The sequence below is a fragment of the Thermoactinomyces sp. CICC 10735 genome (assembly GCF_016055175.1).
Lineage (GTDB): Bacteria > Bacillota > Bacilli > Thermoactinomycetales > Thermoactinomycetaceae > Thermoactinomyces > Thermoactinomyces vulgaris.
In genome coordinates this window covers 21,040-38,900 of sequence record NZ_JAECVT010000001.1, presented here as the reverse complement: position 1 = coordinate 38,900, position 17,861 = coordinate 21,040, and the positions used below count along the sequence as shown (strand labels likewise).

The window sequence follows — 17,861 nt, the reverse complement described above, 5'->3', positions numbered from 1 at the left end:
CGACAGCCCTTTTTTGCTTAAAGGTCAAAAACAGTTTTCAAATTGGATTTTTCCTCATAACGCTGAAGTGCCAACTCAATCAGTTTGGAAATTAATTCCGGATAAGAAACCCCCGAATGCTCCCACAATTTCGGATACATGCTGTAAGGCGTAAAGCCCGGCATGGTGTTAATCTCATTGATCAACACTCGGCCGTTGTCTTTGCGGATGAAAAAGTCCACCCGCGCCAGGCCGCTGCAATCAATGGCTTTGTATGCCTGAATCGCCAGTTGCCGGACCTTGCCGGTTGTCTCTTCCGGAAGTTCGGCCGGAATCCGCATCACGGATTTCCCGTCAATATACTTGGCTTTATAATCATAAAATTCATTGGAAGATACGATTTCCCCCGGCATGGAAGCTTGCGGTTCATCATTTCCCAACACGGCCACTTCCACCTCATGCGCGGGAATAAACTCTTCCACAATCACCTTCCGGTCATATTGGGCAGCCAACTGCAAAGCCTCCGTCAATGCTTCACGGTCTTTTGCCTTGGAAATCCCCACACTGGAACCCAGATTGGCCGGTTTGACAAAGCAGGGATAGCCAAGCGCTTGTTCCACTTTTTCGATCACGCTCTCGATGTCTTTCTCAAGCTCTGACTTCAAGAAATAAACATATTTGCCTTGCGGAAGACCCTCTTGTTCAAACACTTTCTTCGCCAACACTTTATCCATGCCGACAGCCGATGCCAACACCCCAGCTCCGACATAAGGAATCTGTGCCACTTCCAACATGCCCTGAATGGTCCCGTCTTCACCGTATGTGCCGTGCAAAACAGGAAACACCACATCCACTTCATGCGGGGCAAACGCAGGCAAGGTTCCGCTTCCTTTGGACACAAGCGCCGGCAGATGGTTTTGCAATTGCTCGCAAACTTCTTTTTCAAGCGTGCCGGCAATGGCGGGAATCGCTTTTTCCCCGAAATGCCATTGTCCTTCATGCGAAATCCAAACGGGAATCACTTCGTATTTGTCCCGGTCAATCGCCTGGATCACGGATGCGGCCGAATTTAAAGAGACTTCATGCTCCCCGGATCTTCCTCCGAACAAAACCGCAACACGAACTTTTTTCTCCATTCTCCCACCCTTTCTTCCGTCTAATCCTGATTTGCGTTCACTTGTTCCTCAATCAAGTTCCACAACCGCTCTTTACCATATGCAGTTTGCGCGGAAAAGAGAAGGAACGGATCTTCTTTTTCCATATTCAAAGTTTCCCTGATGATCTTGGCATGCTTTTGCCATTTTCCCTTCGGAACTTTATCTGCCTTGGTGGCCACGACCCATGTCGGGATGGAATAATACGTTAAAAACTCGTACATATTCTGATCATCTTTCGAGGGTGGGTGTCGCAAATCAACCACTTGGATCACCGCCTTGAGCGGTTCCCGTTTCAGCAAATAAGTTTCCATCATTTTTCCCCACTGTTTTTTCATCGCTTTCGGAACGCGCGCAAATCCGTATCCGGGAACATCCGCAAAATAAAAAAGGTCATTGATCCGGTAAAAATTGATGGTTTGGGTTTTCCCAGGTTTCGAACTGGTACGCGCCAGATTTTTTCTTCTGATCAGACAATTGATGAGCGATGATTTACCCACATTGGAACGCCCGGCCAGAGCAATCTCCGGCAGGGCGTCATCGGGGTATTGATCCGGTTTCACCGCACTGATCACAAACTCAGCTTTCTTCACCAGCATAAGGATCCCTCACTAACGCCAACCGCAACACTTCATCCATGTGCTCCACCGCGGTAAACTCCAATTCTTTCCGCACGCTTTTGGGAATGTCTTGGAGATCTTTTTCATTGTCCTTGGGGATCAACACATGTTTGATGCCCGCCCGGTGGGCACTTAACGATTTTTCCTTCAATCCGCCAATGGGCAGCACCCGTCCGCGCAAGGTGATTTCCCCGGTCATCGCCACAAAACGGGAAACCGGAATTCCGGTCAATGCGGAAACCAAAGCGGTGGCCATGGTAATTCCGGCTGAAGGGCCGTCTTTGGGAATGGCTCCTTCCGGAACGTGGATATGAATGTCATGTTTCTCATGGAAAGACGGATCAATGTTCAATTCCTTGGCGCGGGAACGGATGTAACTGAATGCGGCTTGGGCCGATTCTTTCATCACGTCTCCCAATTTCCCCGTCAATGTGAGCTTTCCGTTTCCGGGCAACAAGGAGACTTCCACGGACAACGTGTCCCCGCCCGCTTCCGTCCAAGCCAGGCCGGTCGCAATCCCGACCTGATCCTTTTCTTCCGCCCGTCCGTAACGGAAACGCTCCGGTCCCAAATATTTTTCCAAATTATTGGATGTAATGACCACTTTCTTTTTCTTGCCGGAGACAATTTGTTTGGCCGCTTTCCGACACAAGGTTCCGATCGTTCTTTCCAGATTCCGGACGCCGGCTTCCCGCGTGTAGTTGCGGATCAATTTCAACAATGCCCCCGACTGGATTTGCATGTTTTCTTTGGTCAATCCGTGTTCTTTTAACTGTTTGGGGAACAGATGGTCTTTGGCGATATGCTCTTTTTCAATTTCTGTATAGCCCGAAATGTATAAGACCTCCATCCGGTCAAGCAACGGACGGGGAATATTGTGGATCACATTGGCCGTGGTGATAAACATCACTTTGGACAAATCATACGGAATCTCGATGTAGTGATCGCTGAATGCCTGGTTTTGGTTCGGATCCAAGACTTCCAAGAGCGCGGAAGCCGGATCACCTCTGAAATCCATGGACATCTTGTCAATCTCATCCAGCAAAAAGACCGGATTGGTGCTTTGTGCTTGTTTCATTCCCTGAATGATCCTGCCCGGCATGGCACCGACATAAGTGCGGCGATGTCCGCGAATCTCCGCCTCATCCCGCACGCCTCCCAATGAGACACGGACAAAATTCCGTCCCAGCGCACGGGCAATGGAACGTGCCAAGGAAGTTTTTCCGACTCCCGGCGGGCCGGCCAGACAAAGAATGGGGCCTTTCATTTTCTTGACAATTTGCTGCACAGCCAGGTACTCAAGCACCCGTTCCTTTACTTTTTCCAATCCGTAATGGTCCTCGTCCAGCACTTTTTCTGCTTTCTCCAGGCTGAGATCGTCTTCGGTTTCATGAAGCCACGGCAAATCCAATAACCAATCAATATAATTGCGAACCACACCGCCTTCAGCGGAACTGGTCGGGATTTTTTCCAAACGGTCAATTTCCTTGTCAATCTTTTCTTTGATCTCTTCAGGCGCTTTTAGCTCGGACAGTTTTTGCCTCAATTCTTCCACTTCGCCCATGCGCCCTTCTTTTTCTCCCAGTTCCTTTTGAATGGCTTTCATTTGCTCACGCAGATAATATTCTTTCTGCGTTTTTTCCATCTGTTTTTTGACCCGGGAGTTGATCTTTTTCTCCAACTCCAGAACTTCTTTTTCATTATGGATGAGTGACAACAATTTCTCGAGACGTGCTTGAACGTTCAACGTTTCCACAATCGTTTGCTTATCTGCAATCTTCAGCGGAAGATGCGATGCGATGATATCCGCCAGCCGTCCCGGTTCATCAATATCCGCCACGACCGAATACGTTTCCGGCGAAAGCTTTTTGGACAAGCGCAGGTATTGTTCAAAATGCTCCAACACAGCGCGCATCAGAGCCTCCGTATCCAGGCCGTCTTCTTCTTCTTCTGCCAATTCTTCATACCGGACGATGTAACAATCTTCATCATCCATGTATTCAATGATGCTTGCCCTTTTCAAACCTTCCACAAGCACCCGGATGGTGCCGTTTGGCAGCTTCAACATTTGACGAACCTTTGCAATCGTACCGGTCCGGTAGATATCGTCTTCGGTGGGTTCCTCTATTTGAAGCTCCTTTTGCGTTGCAAGCAAAATCAAATTTTGGTCGTCCACCATTGCCTTTTCCAATGCTTGAACCGACTTTTCTCTTCCTACATCCAAATGTAAAACCATGGTGGGAAATACAACCAAACCTCTCAATGGCAAAAGAGGCAATACATGTTGTTCCCCTTCTTTTACAGCCATACATGCACCTCCGTTGCTGTCAACACAAGGAACAGGATGCCAGCTTTGTACGATTTTATCTTATTCATTCTCTTTTGTCTACGACACGAGGGCAACCGCCGGAAGCCGCCCGCAGCCGGACAAAAACATTCTGCATTCCTTATTATACCGGAGCAGAAGTGGGTGAAAAGAGAACCGGCATCTCCACGGATTTTTCCCGGCCAAAAGCAAGTTCAAAAACCGTCTCAATGCGTTCAACAGGAATGACTTCAATCCCTTCCAACTGCATAAAAATCGACTGCATGTTTTCTTTGGGAATCAACACTCTCTCGGCTCCTGCCTGCTTGGCGGCTTCCACTTTGGCAATGATGCCTCCCACGGGCTTCACATATCCGTGAATGCTTAATTCTCCGGTCATGGCCATTTTGGGGTCCATCGGAATGCCTTGAATGGCGGAATAAATTGCCGTTGCCATGGCGATTCCCGCTGAAGGGCCATCCACCGGCACACCACCGGGAAAATTGATGTGCAAATGGTAATCATCCGGTTGCAACCTCATTTTTCGCAGAACCGTCATCACATTTTCCACCGAACCCCGGGCCATGCTTTTCCGCCGCAGTGTCCGCTGCCGGTTGGCCATTTCCTCTTCTTCAACCACTCCTGTAATCCGGACGGTTCCTTGATCTTTTGCTGCGCGGGTTGCCGACACTTCAATTTCCAAAGTCGCCCCCATGTGCGGTCCGAGAACGGCCAATCCGGTGACGAGCCCCACTTGTGCTTTTTCCGGCATTTTCAATTCCGGCCGCGGATTTAACTGGCTGCTGTTTACAACCCATTCCACGTCACGGGCTTCCACCCGGTTGCGCTGTTCACTCAATGCCACGCCCACTGCGGTTTGGACAATATTCACCGCATCGCGCCCGTTCATCGCATAACGCATGATCACCTGAACGGCTTCCGGGCTGTAATCAAAATGAATCCTCTTCAAGGCGTCGGTGGCAATTTTCTCGATTTCATGCGCCAACAGCGGTCGAAAAAAAATCTCCATGCAGCGTGACCGGATGGCCGGAGGAATTTCTTCAGGAGGTCGTGTGGTTGCACCAATGAGGCGAAAATCAGCCGGCAAACCGTTTTGGAAAATGTCATGAATATGCCGGGGGGTATTGGTGTCTTCTTCATTGTAGTAGGCACTTTCCAAAAACACCTTGCGGTCTTCCAACACTTTTAACAGTTTGTTCATTTGCACGGGATGCAATTCCCCGATTTCATCAATAAACAACACCCCGCCATGCGCCTTGGTCACCGCTCCCGGTTTGGGTTGGGGAACCCCGGCGACTCCCATGGCTCCGGCTCCCTGATAAATCGGATCATGCACGGAGCCGATCAAAGGATCGGCAATGCCCCGTTCATCAAAGCGGGCCGTGGTCGCATCGATTTCAATGAACTTGGATTTTTCATTAAAGGGAGAGAAACGGTTCTTTTTCGCCTCCTCTAAAATCAAGCGCGCAGCCGCGGTTTTCCCGACTCCGGGCGGCCCGTAAATCAGGACATGCTGTGGATTCGGCCCGCACAACGCCGCCTTTAACGAACGAATGCCCTCTTCTTGTCCGACAATGTCCTCCAGTTTGGCCGGCCTGGTTTTTTCCGCCAGGGGTTCGGTCAAAGAGACCTCGCGCATCGACCGGAGCCTTTCCAATTCTTTGCGTGATTCTTTATTCACCGCACTGCGGCTGGATTGTTGGCTTTTTAACAAACTCCAGAAATAAATCCCGATAATGATGGAGAAAAACACTTGTAAAAACATAAGTAAAGAAGTCCAGCTCATAGGCCCCTTCCTTTCCTCCCTGCAATTTGGACAGACATCGTCCGCTTTTTCTGTATTATGACCGCAGGAGGAAAGGGATACTCATGCTTTTGCAATAGCCAAAAAGCACCAAAACCTTTGCATCAACGACTTTTCATGTACATGTCAAAAGCCCAGTGCAGCATCGGGATGACCGGGTAATCCCACTCTCCCATAAATTGACAGGCTTCTCCGCCAAAGCCCATTTTAAATTGCAGCAACTCAAATAACCGGTTGTTTTCATCCAAAACCGTGGAAATTCCCCGGAAATCAAAAATGGTGTCGCCATGCCGGTAAGCATCCTGAATCATCTTCCAACGCAACAAGTACGCGGACGGATCCTCGTACGAATCACTGCGCCGTGCATTGTACAAATCCCATGTATGCCCGTCCACTCTCACAGCCAGCGAGGCGCTTAACAACTGATTGTCTTTTCGTGCCAAATAAAGCCGGATCCGGTAAGGATTTTCCAATATCAATGTTTCAAACATTTTTTCAAAATAAGAAACATCGCGGACATTGGATTGTTCCCTTTTGGCCGTCAACGAGAGCAACTTGTGAAACTCCGGCAAATCGTTTTCAGTTCCCAAGTTGACATGCACTCCGCTGTTTTCCGCTTCCCGGATCCTTTGTTGCCAGTCCGGATGGAAACCCGAAAAAATCTGTTCCAACGATTTTCCTTTCATGTTCAGGCGAAAGACAAACTGTGGTTGCACGGTGTCGAAACTGTCTTCTCCGCCGTTTTGTCTCCATCCCATCTCCACCAGTTCCTGTTTTACATACTCCACCGCATTAAAGACCTGATCCGGCAAAATGTCGGTCAAACGTTTATTTTTCAATCCATGGGATTTAAATTCCTGAACAGCTTGGGAAATCCGGTTCGCAGACCACTTTTTGCTGACAAGCGGCGGATCCATTTTCACGGAGAATACATTACGGTTTTTCAAATGGTGAAACAAAGGATGGAACCAGTCGGTCAGGGAATAACTTGAAAACCAATCGATCATCGGTCCTCGGGGTATGTATGCCAAATATTTATTTAATCCGGGTACCTTCCTGTATAATACAACAGCTCCGCCCACCAATTTGCCGTCTTTTGTCACCCATCCCAAAAATTCATGTATCCATTTCCATTCGGATTTCAAGTCCGCCCAAGACGGGTACTGTAAGAAATTTCTGTAAGGTTGTGTCTCAACGAAATCCAGAAATTTTTCTCGCTCCACTGAAACGATTTGTAACAAATTTCCTCACCCCTTTGTTAATCGAAAAAGCAGCTCTACCCGCAACGTAGAACTGCTTCTAATTCGATCAGAAACTACTACATTTTAACATATCATGAACCATAGAAAAAAGCATCTGCTATTTCTTCAGCAGATGCCCAAATCCCATTGTTCCTCAAGCAGATTCTTCTTTTTTTGTCGTAATGACGCGCCCTTCACGGGTATAGAGTTTCGGGCTTCCTCCTTGCACCACCGTGTCCTTGGTGATGACACATTTGACGATATCATCGCGCGAAGGCAATTCAAACATGACATCCAACATGATGGACTCGATGATCGCCCTGAGTCCCCGGGCACCCGTTTTGCGCTTGATGGCCTCTTTGGCAATGGCCTCCAGCGCGTCTTGTTCAAAGGACAATTCGACATTGTCCATTTCCAACAGTTTTTTGTACTGTTTCACCAGTGCATTTTTGGGCTCGAGCAAGATGCGCACTAGCGCTTGCTCATCGAGCGGTTCCAATGTAGAAATGACCGGAAGCCTTCCCACAAATTCCGGAATGAGACCAAACTTCAAGAGGTCTTCAGGCAACACCAGCTTCAGATATTCGCCCGGTTTCATGTTGACGTTTTGCTGATCCATTCCAAAACCGATCACTTTCTTGCCGATCCGCCGTTTAATGATCGTTTCCAATCCGTCAAAAGCGCCCCCGCATATAAACAAGATGTTGCTGGTGTCAATTTGGATGAACTCCTGATGCGGGTGTTTGCGCCCTCCTTGCGGTGGCACACTGGCAACGGTTCCTTCCAAAATCTTCAGCAACGCCTGTTGGACACCCTCACCGGACACGTCACGGGTGATCGACGGATTTTCAGATTTGCGGGCAACTTTGTCGATTTCATCAATGTAGATGATTCCGCGTTCCGCTTTTTCAATATCGTAATCCGCCGCTTGGATCAATTTGAGCAGGATGTTTTCCACGTCTTCCCCGACATAACCCGCTTCCGTCAGCGACGTCGCGTCCGCAATCGCAAACGGGACATTCAGGATGCGGGCCAATGTTTGGGCAAGGAGGGTTTTCCCGCTCCCCGTCGGCCCCACCATCATGATGTTGCTTTTTTGCAGTTCAACATCATCGGATTTCTGCGAAGAATTGATCCGTTTGTAGTGGTTGTAAACCGCAACGGACAATGCTTTCTTCGCTTCTTCCTGACCAATGACGTATTCCTCCAGAATGGAGCAGATCTCCTGTGGTTTGGGCAAGTTTTGCAAATCAATTTCTTCTTCATTGCCCAATTCTTCTTCCACGATTTCATTGCACAATTCAATGCATTCGTCACAGATATATACACCAGGTCCGGCAACCAGCTTGCGCACCTGATCCTGGGATTTTCCACAGAAAGAACATTTCAATTGTCCTTTTTCTTCATTGAACTTGAACATCTTCTCTCTCACCCCTTTCAACGATTGGTGGCCATCACCTGATCCACGATGCCGTATTCCTTGGCCTCTTCGGCACTCATGAAATAATCGCGGTCCGTGTCCCGGGCGATCTTGTCAATCGGTTGCCCCGTTCTTTCAGACAAGATCCGGTTGATTCTCTCTTTGGTCTTCAGGATCCAGTCTGCATGAATTTTTATGTCTGTCGCTTGTCCCCGGGCGCCTCCCAACGGTTGGTGAATCATCACTTCGCTGTTTGGCAGCGCCAAGCGTTTCCCTTTCGCACCGGCGGCCAGCAAAAAGGCTCCCATGCTGGCGGCAAGGCCGACGCAAATGGTGGAGACTTGCGGCTGAACATGATTCATGGTGTCGTAAATCGCCATTCCGGCGGTTACGGAACCACCTGGTGAATTTATGTACAAATAAATGTCTTTTTCCGGGTCTTCCGCACTCAAAAACAGCAATTGGGCAACAACCAAATTGGCCACATTATCATCGATGGGGCCTCCCAAAAAGATAATGCGGTCTTTCAACAGTCTGGAATAGATATCGTAGGAGCGCTCTCCCCGATTGGTCTGTTCTACCACCATTGGCACCAAAGGCATTAAAAACACCTCATTTCGGAGTGAAAAATTTGAAAAACAAGGCACGTTTTCACGTGCCTCACTTCATCTCCTATCATCATTATGCCTTATTTTTACTGTTCGATACAAGTAGATCGATCGTTTTCTTCATGCGAAGTTGATCCTTCACGGAATCAAGGGCACCTTGATTTTCCAGAATGCGGCGAACTTCATCCGCTTCGCGGCCCATTTCCTCAGCCATTTGTTTGATTTCTTCTTCTACTTCTTCATCTTTGACTTCAATTTGCTCTTCTTTGGCAATGGCTTCCAAAACGAGATCAGCGCGAACGCGTTTTTCCGCATCTTCTTTGAACTGGTCTTTTAACGCTTCTTGATCCTGGCCGGTGAATTGCGCATAGGTTTCCAAGTTCAAGCCTTGATACATCAAGCGTTGTTCAAATTGGCGCAACATGTTTTCCGTTTCGTTTTCAATCATCACTTCCGGAATTTCCACCGTTGCATTTTGCGCCGCTTTTTCCACCAGCTCATTGCGGATGAAGTTTTCTTTGTCTTTTTCCGCTTTTTCTTTCATGTTTTTCTCGATGTCGGCTTTCAATTCTTCCAGCGTGTCAAACTCGCTGACATCTTGAGCAAATTCGTCATCCAGCTCCGGCAGGTTCATGCGTTTAATTTCATGAAGTTTCACTTTGAATGTAGCCGGTTTTCCTTTCAAATCTTCAACATGGTATTCTTCCGGGAAGGTGACTTGAATTTCTTTTTCTTCTCCGGCTTTCATGCCGATCAGCTGGTCTTCAAAACCGGGGATAAACGTTCCGGAACCGACTTCCAGCGTGTATTGTTCCGCTTTACCGCCTTCAAAAGGTTCTCCGTCGACAAATCCTTCAAAGTCAATGATCACACGGTCGCCTTTTTCCACGGCTCCTTCTTCCACCGGTTCCAATTGACCTTGTTGTTTTTGCATGCGTTCGAGTTCTTTTTCCACATCTTCGGGTTTCACGGCGAATTTTTCTTCGTCCACTTCCACTTCCAAACCTTTATACTCGCCGAGTTCCACTTCCGGCTTTACGGTCACCGTCGCCTTGAAGATCAACGATTTGCCTTTTTCCAGTTGCTCAATGTCGATTTCCGGACGGTCCACCGGCACGATTCCCGTTTCTTCCACAGCTTCTTCATAAGCTTTGGGCAGCAGGATATCGAGGGCGTCCTGATACAACACTTCGACACCAAACCGCTTTTCGAAAATGGCACGCGGCACTTTCCCTTTGCGGAATCCGGGGACATTCACTTGTTTGACCACTTTTTTAAACGCTTGATCCAGTGCGTCTTGAACCGATTGCTCATCTGTTTCGACCGTAAGGATACCTTTGTTTTTTTCTGTTTTTTCCCAGCTTGCCTTCATTACACAGTTACCTCCTGCATCACAAATCTATCATATGGTATGATCAGTCCGATTCACTAGTATCGCTCCCCGCAATAACCACTTCATTATAACACAGTAAAGCAACTTTTCAATAAACATCCATGAACAGGAAAAAAGCCCCTATGAACCCGGGGAACTTACTATTCATCATTATGTATCCCATACCAACAGCCACTATGTTAAACCATGTGATCTCATCTTGTAAAGAAGATCAACAATTAACTATAAATATTCGTTTCATCTTTTCCATTTCCTCTTTTTATCCGTGATCCCGGGACAAAAAATGCCGGACAGCCCGGATGGCATCGAATGAACGACAACCCCCGCGGTTATCCGGGTCGGCCCGGACATAAAATACATCAGGTGGCTCTTGTGAAAAGAGCCACATTCCCTTTCTTTTTAAGAGATTTTTCCAACCGCTTCCTCGTATTCCCGCTTCAGCTCCGCCACCACTTCCTGAACGGTTTGGACTTTCCGGATCTGACCCACTCCGTGGCCGGCCGACCAAATGTCTTTCCATGCTTTGGGACCGGTTTCATTCATTTTGGAGAAATCGACGGTTCCCTTTTTCTCCAAGTGCTCCGGATCCAAACCGGCTCTTTCGATGCTCGGTTTCAAATAGTTGGCATTGACACCGCTGAATGCGTCGGTGTAGATGATATCATCCAAGTCTGACTCAATCAGCATGTTTTTGTAATCTTCACTGGCCAAACTTTCAACCGTCGGAATGAAACGCGTCCCCATGTAAGCGAGATCCGCTCCCATTACTTTGGCTGCCAGGATATCGCGGCCGTTGGAAATACTTCCGGCCAGAATCGTCTTTCCGTTCCAAAATTTGCGCACTTCACCAATGAACGCAAACGGGTTGATCGTCCCGCCATGCCCCCCTGCGCCGGAACAAACCAGAATCAATCCGTCAACACCGGCAGACGCGGCTTTTTTGGCATGAGGCAAAGTGCTCACATCCGAAAACACCAATCCGCCGTATTCGTGCACAACATCCACCACGGGCGCCGGATTGCCGAGGGACGTGATCACAATGGGCGGCTTGTATTTTTGGATCGCTTTCAAATCTTCCTCATATCTCCGGTTGGTCCGGTGCACCACCAGGTTGACCGCCCAAGGGGCCACGGTTTGGTTTTTTTCCAATTCTTCGATGGATTCCGTAATTTTTTTCATCCAAACATCCAAATCTTCGGACGTCCTTGCATTTAACAAAGGAAATGAACCGACGATTCCGGCTTTGCAACACTCGATCACCAATTCCGGGCCGGATACCAGAAACATCGGCGCTGCAACCACAGGCAAAGTTAATTGTTCCAAGTTTGGCATGTTTCATCGCCTCCTCTTCTACATCTTACCCGAATCTGAAAATATTTTCAGCCTAAACTTAAGGTTTTATTTTTTTCTGTTAATTTTTTAATTTCCGTTTCCAAGTTTTTGATCTTTTCTTCCAACTGTAAAAGCTGTTGTTGCTTTTCTGAACGCCCCGTCCTCCACTTTTGAATCCGCTCAAACAAGAGCAACAGGCTGGGATCATGCATAACCGTCCAGATGACCGCATCCTCAAACGTTTCTTTCCTTCCCGGCATTCCGTGGTCTTTTCCGTTTCGCAAATGTTCATCCAAGAGCTTTTCGATTTTGCTGTTGTTTGGGCCGCCGGATTGCCGGAAGAAAGCTTCGATTCGCTCTTCCATGGTCATTTTGCGCTCTTTCAACGCCATCCCCCTTCCCGTCATCCCGTCAAGCTCTTTTGGAACGGAACACTCTCCATAACAGGTAAACACTCAGCGCCGATGCCCCCCACAGCATTCCTTGCATCAACCATTTGATCGACTGGACTGACTGCATCCATTCATTTCCAAAAGCAAGAAAAACTGCCGATCCCACGAATAAGCCGCTTGCCAGCCAAGCCAACGCCATCCGGTTGACCATCTTGTTCATTTGCCGGACCAAATGATCATCGGTCCGGTTTTCCACCACCACTTTCCAGTCATTCCACGCAAGCCGCTCCAGGATTTTGTTCAGCCTGCGCGGCAAAGTGCCGGTCAGCTTCGCCACTTCACTGATCCAACTGGCATTGGCCCGGTAGTTAAACCTCCGCGACAACCAGCTTTTCAAGATTTGCACATCGGCCGATTCCACAACCGTGTGGTAACTGATTTCCGGGCACAACCACCGTGCCGTCCCTTCTGCGGCCGTGAATCCTTTTGCCCACAAAGCCATGGCATTGGGAATGCGGCAATGGTTTTTCACCCCGATCACAATCGCCTGGATCAAGAGATTCCCCCAATTGTATTTGCCCGCCTGATCACTGTTCACATAGTGCACAAAATGGGAACGCAACTGATCTTTTAAGCGGATCGGATCGGTGTAAGGCGTCGGTTGGATAATATCCAAAACGGCTTCCGCCGCATCTTCCGCCTGATTCAAGCGGGTGTGAAGCAACATGCGGAAAATGGCTTCGGTATGGAGGGAATCCACCCGCCCAACCATTCCCCAGTCAATCACATACGCCTTTTTCGTGTGCTTATCGATCATGATGTTGGAACCGTGCGGATCACCATGATAATATCCTTCGGAAAACGTTTTGACATAATAATGGGCCAAATCGACCATCCGCATAAACCGTTCTTCAAACGTGAGAAAATCCACCGGAAATTCTTTGAGATTCCAACCGTCCACATACTCCATCACCAGGACATTTTTTGAAACCTTGTACACTTCGGGGACGGAAATGGTCTCAAAATCCTTCATCATCTCCCGGTGCTCTTTCATGGTCCGGGCTTCGGCCAGCATGTCCAGTTCGTTGGTCGAACTGCTGTAATAATCACGGACCAACCCGTTTAAATCCACTGAAGCTGCGTATGGGGGAGGGAGCCTTTTTTGCAACCGGCCGGCAAATTTTTGGATGATGGAAATATCGATTTCAAACAGTTTGTCCACGATGGGGCGGACCACTTTGACGGCACAAACCCGTCCATCCTTTAATTGTGCACGGTACACTTGGGCCAATGAAGCGGATCCGACCGGTTCCGGGTCAATCCACTCAAACTCCTTTAATCCTTCCGGAAGCCCGTCTTCCATCACCGCGGCCATATAGCGGAAAGGCATGGGAGGAACTTCGTTTAACAACTCCGAAAGTTCCGTCGTCACCGGCTCGGGAATGATTTCCTGCCGGGAAACAAGAACTTGTCCCAGTTTGATAAAAGTGGGACCCAGTTCCTCAAAAACCATCCGCAGCCGGCGTCCGAACCGGCGCAGTTTTTCTTCTTCTTCCCGGGTCCGCTTTTTAAAAAACAGCCGGAACAACCCGCGGTCTTCCAACAAGTGAAGCAACCCGTGCTTGGCAAAGATTCCGGCAATGGTGCGATACCGTTGACTTCTCGTGATTTTCAAACGCATTTCAAGAATTTCCCGCCTCGCCTGATCCAACTCCAAATCCGAAACCTCTTTCGCCGACACGACGGACACACCCATCCCCCCTTCCAAAGATTAAGACAGGCGGACACCGGGTCCGCCTGATCCAATGCAAAATTATTCATCCGTCAAGCCGACATCTTTTTCGCTGATGGAATAAATTTCATCCGGCGTTTTTCCGCGCGCCCGCCGGAGCACTTCCATGCGTGTTTGAAACTGTTTCATTGCAAAAGCAACAATGTCATCTTTTTTGAGATCAAACGGAAACGGATCCATCGTGCCGAAGATTTCATCCACCACACCAATTGCATGCGGAAGCAGCAACTCCATCCGTTTGACAACCACATCCCATATGTGATCATGCTCTGAAATGAGCCGCTGCAAAAGATAGCTCCCGTAACTGATATGCCGGGCTTCGTCTCGTTTCAAATTCGTAACGGCTTCAAACATCCCGGGCATGGCCAGTTGTCCCTGGAGAGCGGTATAAAATGCATGATAACCGGATTCGGCCAGGATTCCTTCCACCACCATGTTATAAGTAACCGAAGCTTCCGCCTGCGCTTCCGGTGACGGATCATCAATCAAACGTTCCATCGCCTGCGGCAGGTACTCGTAAAAAATTTTCTTAAAGTGGCTCTGATGATAAATCGTCAAATCCCCGGCCCCGCCGACCACTTCATCCAAAAACCTCCGGAATACCTCGGTATGCTTCGCTTCTTCAAACAGAAATGTCGTCAAATACAATTCCTCTTCCAAACGTCCTTCCATGGAAATCACCCGGATGAGCGGAAGCAAATCCCGGGTTACTGCTTCTTCCCCCGCCTGAAACATCGCCCCCAAGCGCAGACTCGCTTCTTTTTCTTCATCCGTGAAAGTTTGCCATGTTTCCTTATCTTGGGTAAAATCAATGTCTTTCGGATCCCACACCCCCAGCTTCTTCGCTTTGTGGTATAACCGCATGGGCAAAAGCGAATGATCCAATCCCTTTTCACCGGTTGTTTTCAGTTCCCGCATGATCGATCCCCCCTCAATGAGTCAAACAAGATGTCACCGCTTACAACAACAGCAAAACGCCTTCGCGCCCCTCCTTATCGCATCCAACCATTTCAATTAAATGTTATTTTATTTGAAATATTTAGACAATCCCTGATATTCTGGGTTATAATACCCCTAAAACCAAGGTTTTTAGGGGGTTGGCCATGAAAAAAGAGCAACTGCTCGATCTGATCTCCGGCAGATATCCGGAAGGTTTGGCACGTTGGCATTTGAAATTATCCAAGTGGAATGCCCCGGATGAAGAAAAAGCCGCTCTGTCCCGTCTTTTCTCTTTCCTGCTTGATCACCTGGATCTCGCACTTTCCGACGAAAGCGCTTTGATGAGCCGGTTGCAACAATGGATGATGGATGAAACGCCGGTCGCTGATCCGAAACATTGGTTTTTTGCCGTCGGATCCCTGGAACAAATCCTCATGGAATTCGTCATGGAATCGCAAGATTCTTCGTTTGTCCAACAGGCCTTTCACAAGATCCACACACTGTGCATGAACATCAACCAAGCCCTGATGCAATGGCCGTTTTTGACACTCCGCGCTTTCGATTCTCCCCGCATCCGGTCTTATTCCCCATTGGTTGAACTGCTGCAAGGATTAAAAATCCGGCCGGATGTCCGGTGGAACAAAATAGCGGTGCTCACTTCCGAAGGAAAAGTCCTGGACCTGGCCGTTCACCACCCGCGGAACAACCGTTGGGTTGCGGCATACCCCACGGACAGACAAACTTTATTTGTCCGCCGCATCCTCCAAGGAAAAGCCCGGGGATTCACCGAACCCGTCAACCAACATCTCTCACTGGCCATTTCGGGCAGCAAAAATGCTTTGTCCCGGTCTTATGCCCGGGAAATTGCGGGTTGGATCCGGCACGCCCTGCGGTTTTCCCGACAATATACCAGCGGCCCGTTATATGACACCCTCCGGCAATATGAAGCGATTCTGGAATTTGATGACACGTTGCTTTCCACCAGCGGCGTCAAGGAAACCTTGCTCACCAGCATGAAACAAATCTGCCGCCTGACCGGCTTTCAACGCAGCGCCTTTTTTTGGTACTATCCCTTATTAAAAAAGGTGGAAGGCATCTGCTCGTATAATGTGCCATTGGAAGAAATCCAACGGATTCATGAGTCCGAACAAAATGTGCCCGGGATTTCCAAATTGTTCGATGTCAAACGCCCCGTGTATTTCCGGCAGGTACACCATCTGCTGCCAAAACATCACATCCGGCATTTCCGTTTGACTTCCCTTTTGGTCGCTCCTTTATATGAAGAACACCATCATGTCACCGGCGTGCTTTTGTTGGACCAGAACGGACAACCATTTGACGTTTCACAAACCACCATCGAAATCATCCGCTCCCTGTTGACCCGCGTGTCCCGGAATTTACGCACCAAACTTTATGCCAACGCGTCTCCCCTTCAACTCTCCTCCCCGCTCACCCACCGGGAAAAACAAATTCTCCGGTTCAGCGCCAACGGATTAAGCACCAAACAGATCGCCGCCAGACTGAAAATCAGCGAACACACCGTAAACGAATATATCCGGTCGGTCTTTAAAAAGTTGCACGCCAAAAACCGGGCCGAAGCGGTTGCCAAAGCCCTGCGCCAACGGTTGATCAAATAAAAAGGACGGTTGAGCTGCGGGTTCAACCGTCCTTTTCTCATATTCGCCCTTTTATTCATCCAGCCTTTCAATAATGGTTGCATTGGCCATGCCGTATCCCTCGCACATGGTTTGCAGTCCGTACCGGCCGCCGCTTCGTTCCAATTCATGCACCAGGGTCGTCATCAACCGGGCTCCCGAAGCTCCAAGCGGATGTCCAAGTGCAATCGCCCCGCCGTTGGGATTCAGCTTTTCCGGATCAGCGCCCGTTTCACAAAGCCAAGCAAGCGGCACCGGCGCAAAGGCTTCATTCACTTCAAAAAGATCGATCTCTTCCAATTGCAATCCCGCTTTTTTCAGCACCTTTTCCGTTGCAGGAATGGGTCCGGTCAGCATCAGGGTCGGATCGGACCCGGTCACCACACGGGACAAGATGCGAAAGCGGGGCTTTAACCCCAGCTGTTCCGCTTTTTCGCGGGACATCAACAAAATAGCCGCCGCGCCGTCACTGATTTGGCTGGAGTTGCCGGCATGAATTTTTCCGTTCTCCACAAAGGAAGGAGACAAAGCGGCCAGTTTTTCCATGGAGTGTCTTCCCGCGGCCCTTCGTCCTGATCAATCACCTGTTCGCTTCCGTCGGGCAACCGGACGGCAACCGGCATGATCTCTTGCTTGAAACGCCCTTCTTTGCGTGCTTGTACCGCTTTTTCATGGCTGCGGAGGGAAAATTCGTCCAGCTGCTCCCGCGAAAACCCCCATTTGTCGGCAATGCGCTCCGCCGAAATGCCCTGATGGATCATCTCATACCGGGAAGTAAGCTTTTCACTGAAGACGGCGCCTTGAAAATTGGAAGACATCGGCACGCGGGACATGCTTTCCACGCCAGCCGCCACGACCACATCCATATCCCCGCTCAAAATCGCCTGGGCCGCAAAATGGACGGCTTGCTGGCTGGAACCGCATTGCCGGTCGATGGTGACCCCGGGCACTTCCACCGGAAATCCGGCGATCAATGTGGCCAATCTCCCGATATCTCTTGCTTGTTCGCCGGTTTGCGTCACACACCCCATCAACACATCTTCCACCAGTTCCGGAGGGATTCCGGCCCGCCGGACCACCTCTTTCAACACCATGGCCGCCAAATCGTCCGGGCGGATTCCGCTTAAAGTGCCGTTCCGCCGCCCAATCGGCGTACGAACTGCTTCGATGATAACTGCCTCCCGCATGGACTATCTCTCCTTTGTT

13 protein-coding genes and 1 pseudogene are annotated in these 17,861 nt (G+C 49.2%); 1 reads left to right on the top strand and 13 read right to left on the bottom strand.

Features of this window, described 5'->3' with window-relative positions; translation table 11 throughout:
• Window positions 1-17: 17 nt before the first annotated feature.
• From I8U23_RS00190 to I8U23_RS00135, 12 genes are all read right to left on the bottom strand, one after another.
• Window positions 18-1,115, bottom strand: a complete 1,098-nt coding sequence (locus I8U23_RS00190) for a D-alanine--D-alanine ligase (protein ID WP_037993549.1) — start codon at window positions 1,113-1,115, stop codon at window positions 18-20.
• A gap of 20 nt (window positions 1,116-1,135) precedes the next feature.
• Complete coding sequence (gene yihA, locus I8U23_RS00185) at window positions 1,136-1,732, bottom strand: ribosome biogenesis GTP-binding protein YihA/YsxC (RefSeq protein WP_037993550.1); 597 nt, start codon at window positions 1,730-1,732, stop codon at window positions 1,136-1,138.
• On the bottom strand, window positions 1,713-4,061 hold the full coding sequence (gene lon / locus I8U23_RS00180) for an endopeptidase La (RefSeq protein ID WP_037993552.1): 2,349 nt from the start codon (window positions 4,059-4,061) through the stop codon (window positions 1,713-1,715). Before lon ends, yihA begins: the two co-directional genes overlap by 20 nt.
• Window positions 4,062-4,203: 142 nt before the next feature.
• The gene (gene lonB / locus I8U23_RS00175) at window positions 4,204-5,865 is read right to left on the bottom strand and encodes an ATP-dependent protease LonB (protein WP_037993553.1); all 1,662 of its coding nucleotides are present in this window, start codon (window positions 5,863-5,865) and stop codon (window positions 4,204-4,206) included.
• 122 nt (window positions 5,866-5,987) lie between these two features.
• Entirely contained in the window at window positions 5,988-7,106 is a 1,119-nt protein-coding gene (locus I8U23_RS00170) for a lipid II:glycine glycyltransferase FemX (RefSeq protein ID WP_231564566.1), read from the bottom strand.
• Window positions 7,107-7,278: 172 nt separating this feature from the next.
• Window positions 7,279-8,544, bottom strand: a complete 1,266-nt coding sequence (clpX, locus tag I8U23_RS00165; RefSeq protein WP_037993558.1) for an ATP-dependent protease ATP-binding subunit ClpX — start codon at window positions 8,542-8,544, stop codon at window positions 7,279-7,281.
• A 17-nt stretch (window positions 8,545-8,561) separates the two neighbouring features.
• The gene (clpP, locus tag I8U23_RS00160) at window positions 8,562-9,146 is read right to left on the bottom strand and encodes an ATP-dependent Clp endopeptidase proteolytic subunit ClpP (RefSeq protein WP_037993559.1); all 585 of its coding nucleotides are present in this window, start codon (window positions 9,144-9,146) and stop codon (window positions 8,562-8,564) included.
• Window positions 9,147-9,225: 79 nt separating this feature from the next.
• Window positions 9,226-10,524, bottom strand: a complete 1,299-nt coding sequence (gene tig / locus I8U23_RS00155) for a trigger factor (protein ID WP_037993561.1) — start codon at window positions 10,522-10,524, stop codon at window positions 9,226-9,228.
• A gap of 420 nt (window positions 10,525-10,944) precedes the next feature.
• Window positions 10,945-11,877, bottom strand: coding sequence for an NAD(P)H-dependent flavin oxidoreductase (locus tag I8U23_RS00150; protein WP_037993563.1), 933 nt, complete (start codon window positions 11,875-11,877; stop codon window positions 10,945-10,947).
• Between the two features lie 47 nt (window positions 11,878-11,924).
• Window positions 11,925-12,263 carry a hypothetical protein gene (locus I8U23_RS00145; protein WP_232335408.1) on the bottom strand — a complete coding sequence of 113 codons (339 nt, stop codon included), beginning with the start codon at window positions 12,261-12,263 and terminating at the stop codon, window positions 11,925-11,927.
• A 25-nt stretch (window positions 12,264-12,288) separates the two neighbouring features.
• A complete protein-coding gene (locus I8U23_RS00140; protein WP_049719891.1) occupies window positions 12,289-14,025 on the bottom strand; it encodes an ABC1 kinase family protein in 1,737 nt (578 codons plus the stop codon).
• A 57-nt stretch (window positions 14,026-14,082) separates the two neighbouring features.
• A complete protein-coding gene (locus I8U23_RS00135) occupies window positions 14,083-14,979 on the bottom strand; it encodes a R2-like ligand-binding oxidase (protein ID WP_037993567.1) in 897 nt (298 codons plus the stop codon).
• A 185-nt stretch (window positions 14,980-15,164) separates the two neighbouring features.
• Here I8U23_RS00135 and I8U23_RS00130 point away from each other — a divergent pair, with 185 nt between their 5' ends.
• On the top strand, window positions 15,165-16,637 hold the full coding sequence (locus I8U23_RS00130) for a LuxR C-terminal-related transcriptional regulator (protein WP_049719890.1): 1,473 nt from the start codon (window positions 15,165-15,167) through the stop codon (window positions 16,635-16,637).
• A gap of 51 nt (window positions 16,638-16,688) precedes the next feature.
• Here the strand turns inward: I8U23_RS00130 and I8U23_RS00125 are convergent.
• Window positions 16,689-17,842, bottom strand: a pseudogene (locus tag I8U23_RS00125) (thiolase family protein).
• Window positions 17,843-17,861: the final 19 nt, after the last annotated feature.

Bases quoted from the DNA above. Each gene is read 5' to 3' on its own strand.
- lonB (WP_037993553.1), bottom strand. From the start codon at position 5,865: ATGAGCTGGACTTCTTTACTTATGTTTTTACAAGTGTTTTTCTCCATC.
- I8U23_RS00130 (WP_049719890.1), top strand. From the start codon at position 15,165: ATGAAAAAAGAGCAACTGCTCGATCTGATCTCCGGCAGATATCCGGAA.
- I8U23_RS00150 (WP_037993563.1), bottom strand. From the start codon at position 11,877: ATGCCAAACTTGGAACAATTAACTTTGCCTGTGGTTGCAGCGCCGATG.
- clpP (WP_037993559.1), bottom strand. From the start codon at position 9,146: ATGCCTTTGGTGCCAATGGTGGTAGAACAGACCAATCGGGGAGAGCGC.
- I8U23_RS00140 (WP_049719891.1), bottom strand. From the start codon at position 14,025: ATGGGTGTGTCCGTCGTGTCGGCGAAAGAGGTTTCGGATTTGGAGTTG.
- lon (WP_037993552.1), bottom strand. From the start codon at position 4,061: ATGGCTGTAAAAGAAGGGGAACAACATGTATTGCCTCTTTTGCCATTG.
- clpX (WP_037993558.1), bottom strand. From the start codon at position 8,544: ATGTTCAAGTTCAATGAAGAAAAAGGACAATTGAAATGTTCTTTCTGT.
- I8U23_RS00190 (WP_037993549.1), bottom strand. From the start codon at position 1,115: ATGGAGAAAAAAGTTCGTGTTGCGGTTTTGTTCGGAGGAAGATCCGGG.
- I8U23_RS00135 (WP_037993567.1), bottom strand. From the start codon at position 14,979: ATGCGGGAACTGAAAACAACCGGTGAAAAGGGATTGGATCATTCGCTT.
- tig (WP_037993561.1), bottom strand. From the start codon at position 10,524: ATGAAGGCAAGCTGGGAAAAAACAGAAAAAAACAAAGGTATCCTTACG.
- yihA (WP_037993550.1), bottom strand. From the start codon at position 1,732: ATGCTGGTGAAGAAAGCTGAGTTTGTGATCAGTGCGGTGAAACCGGAT.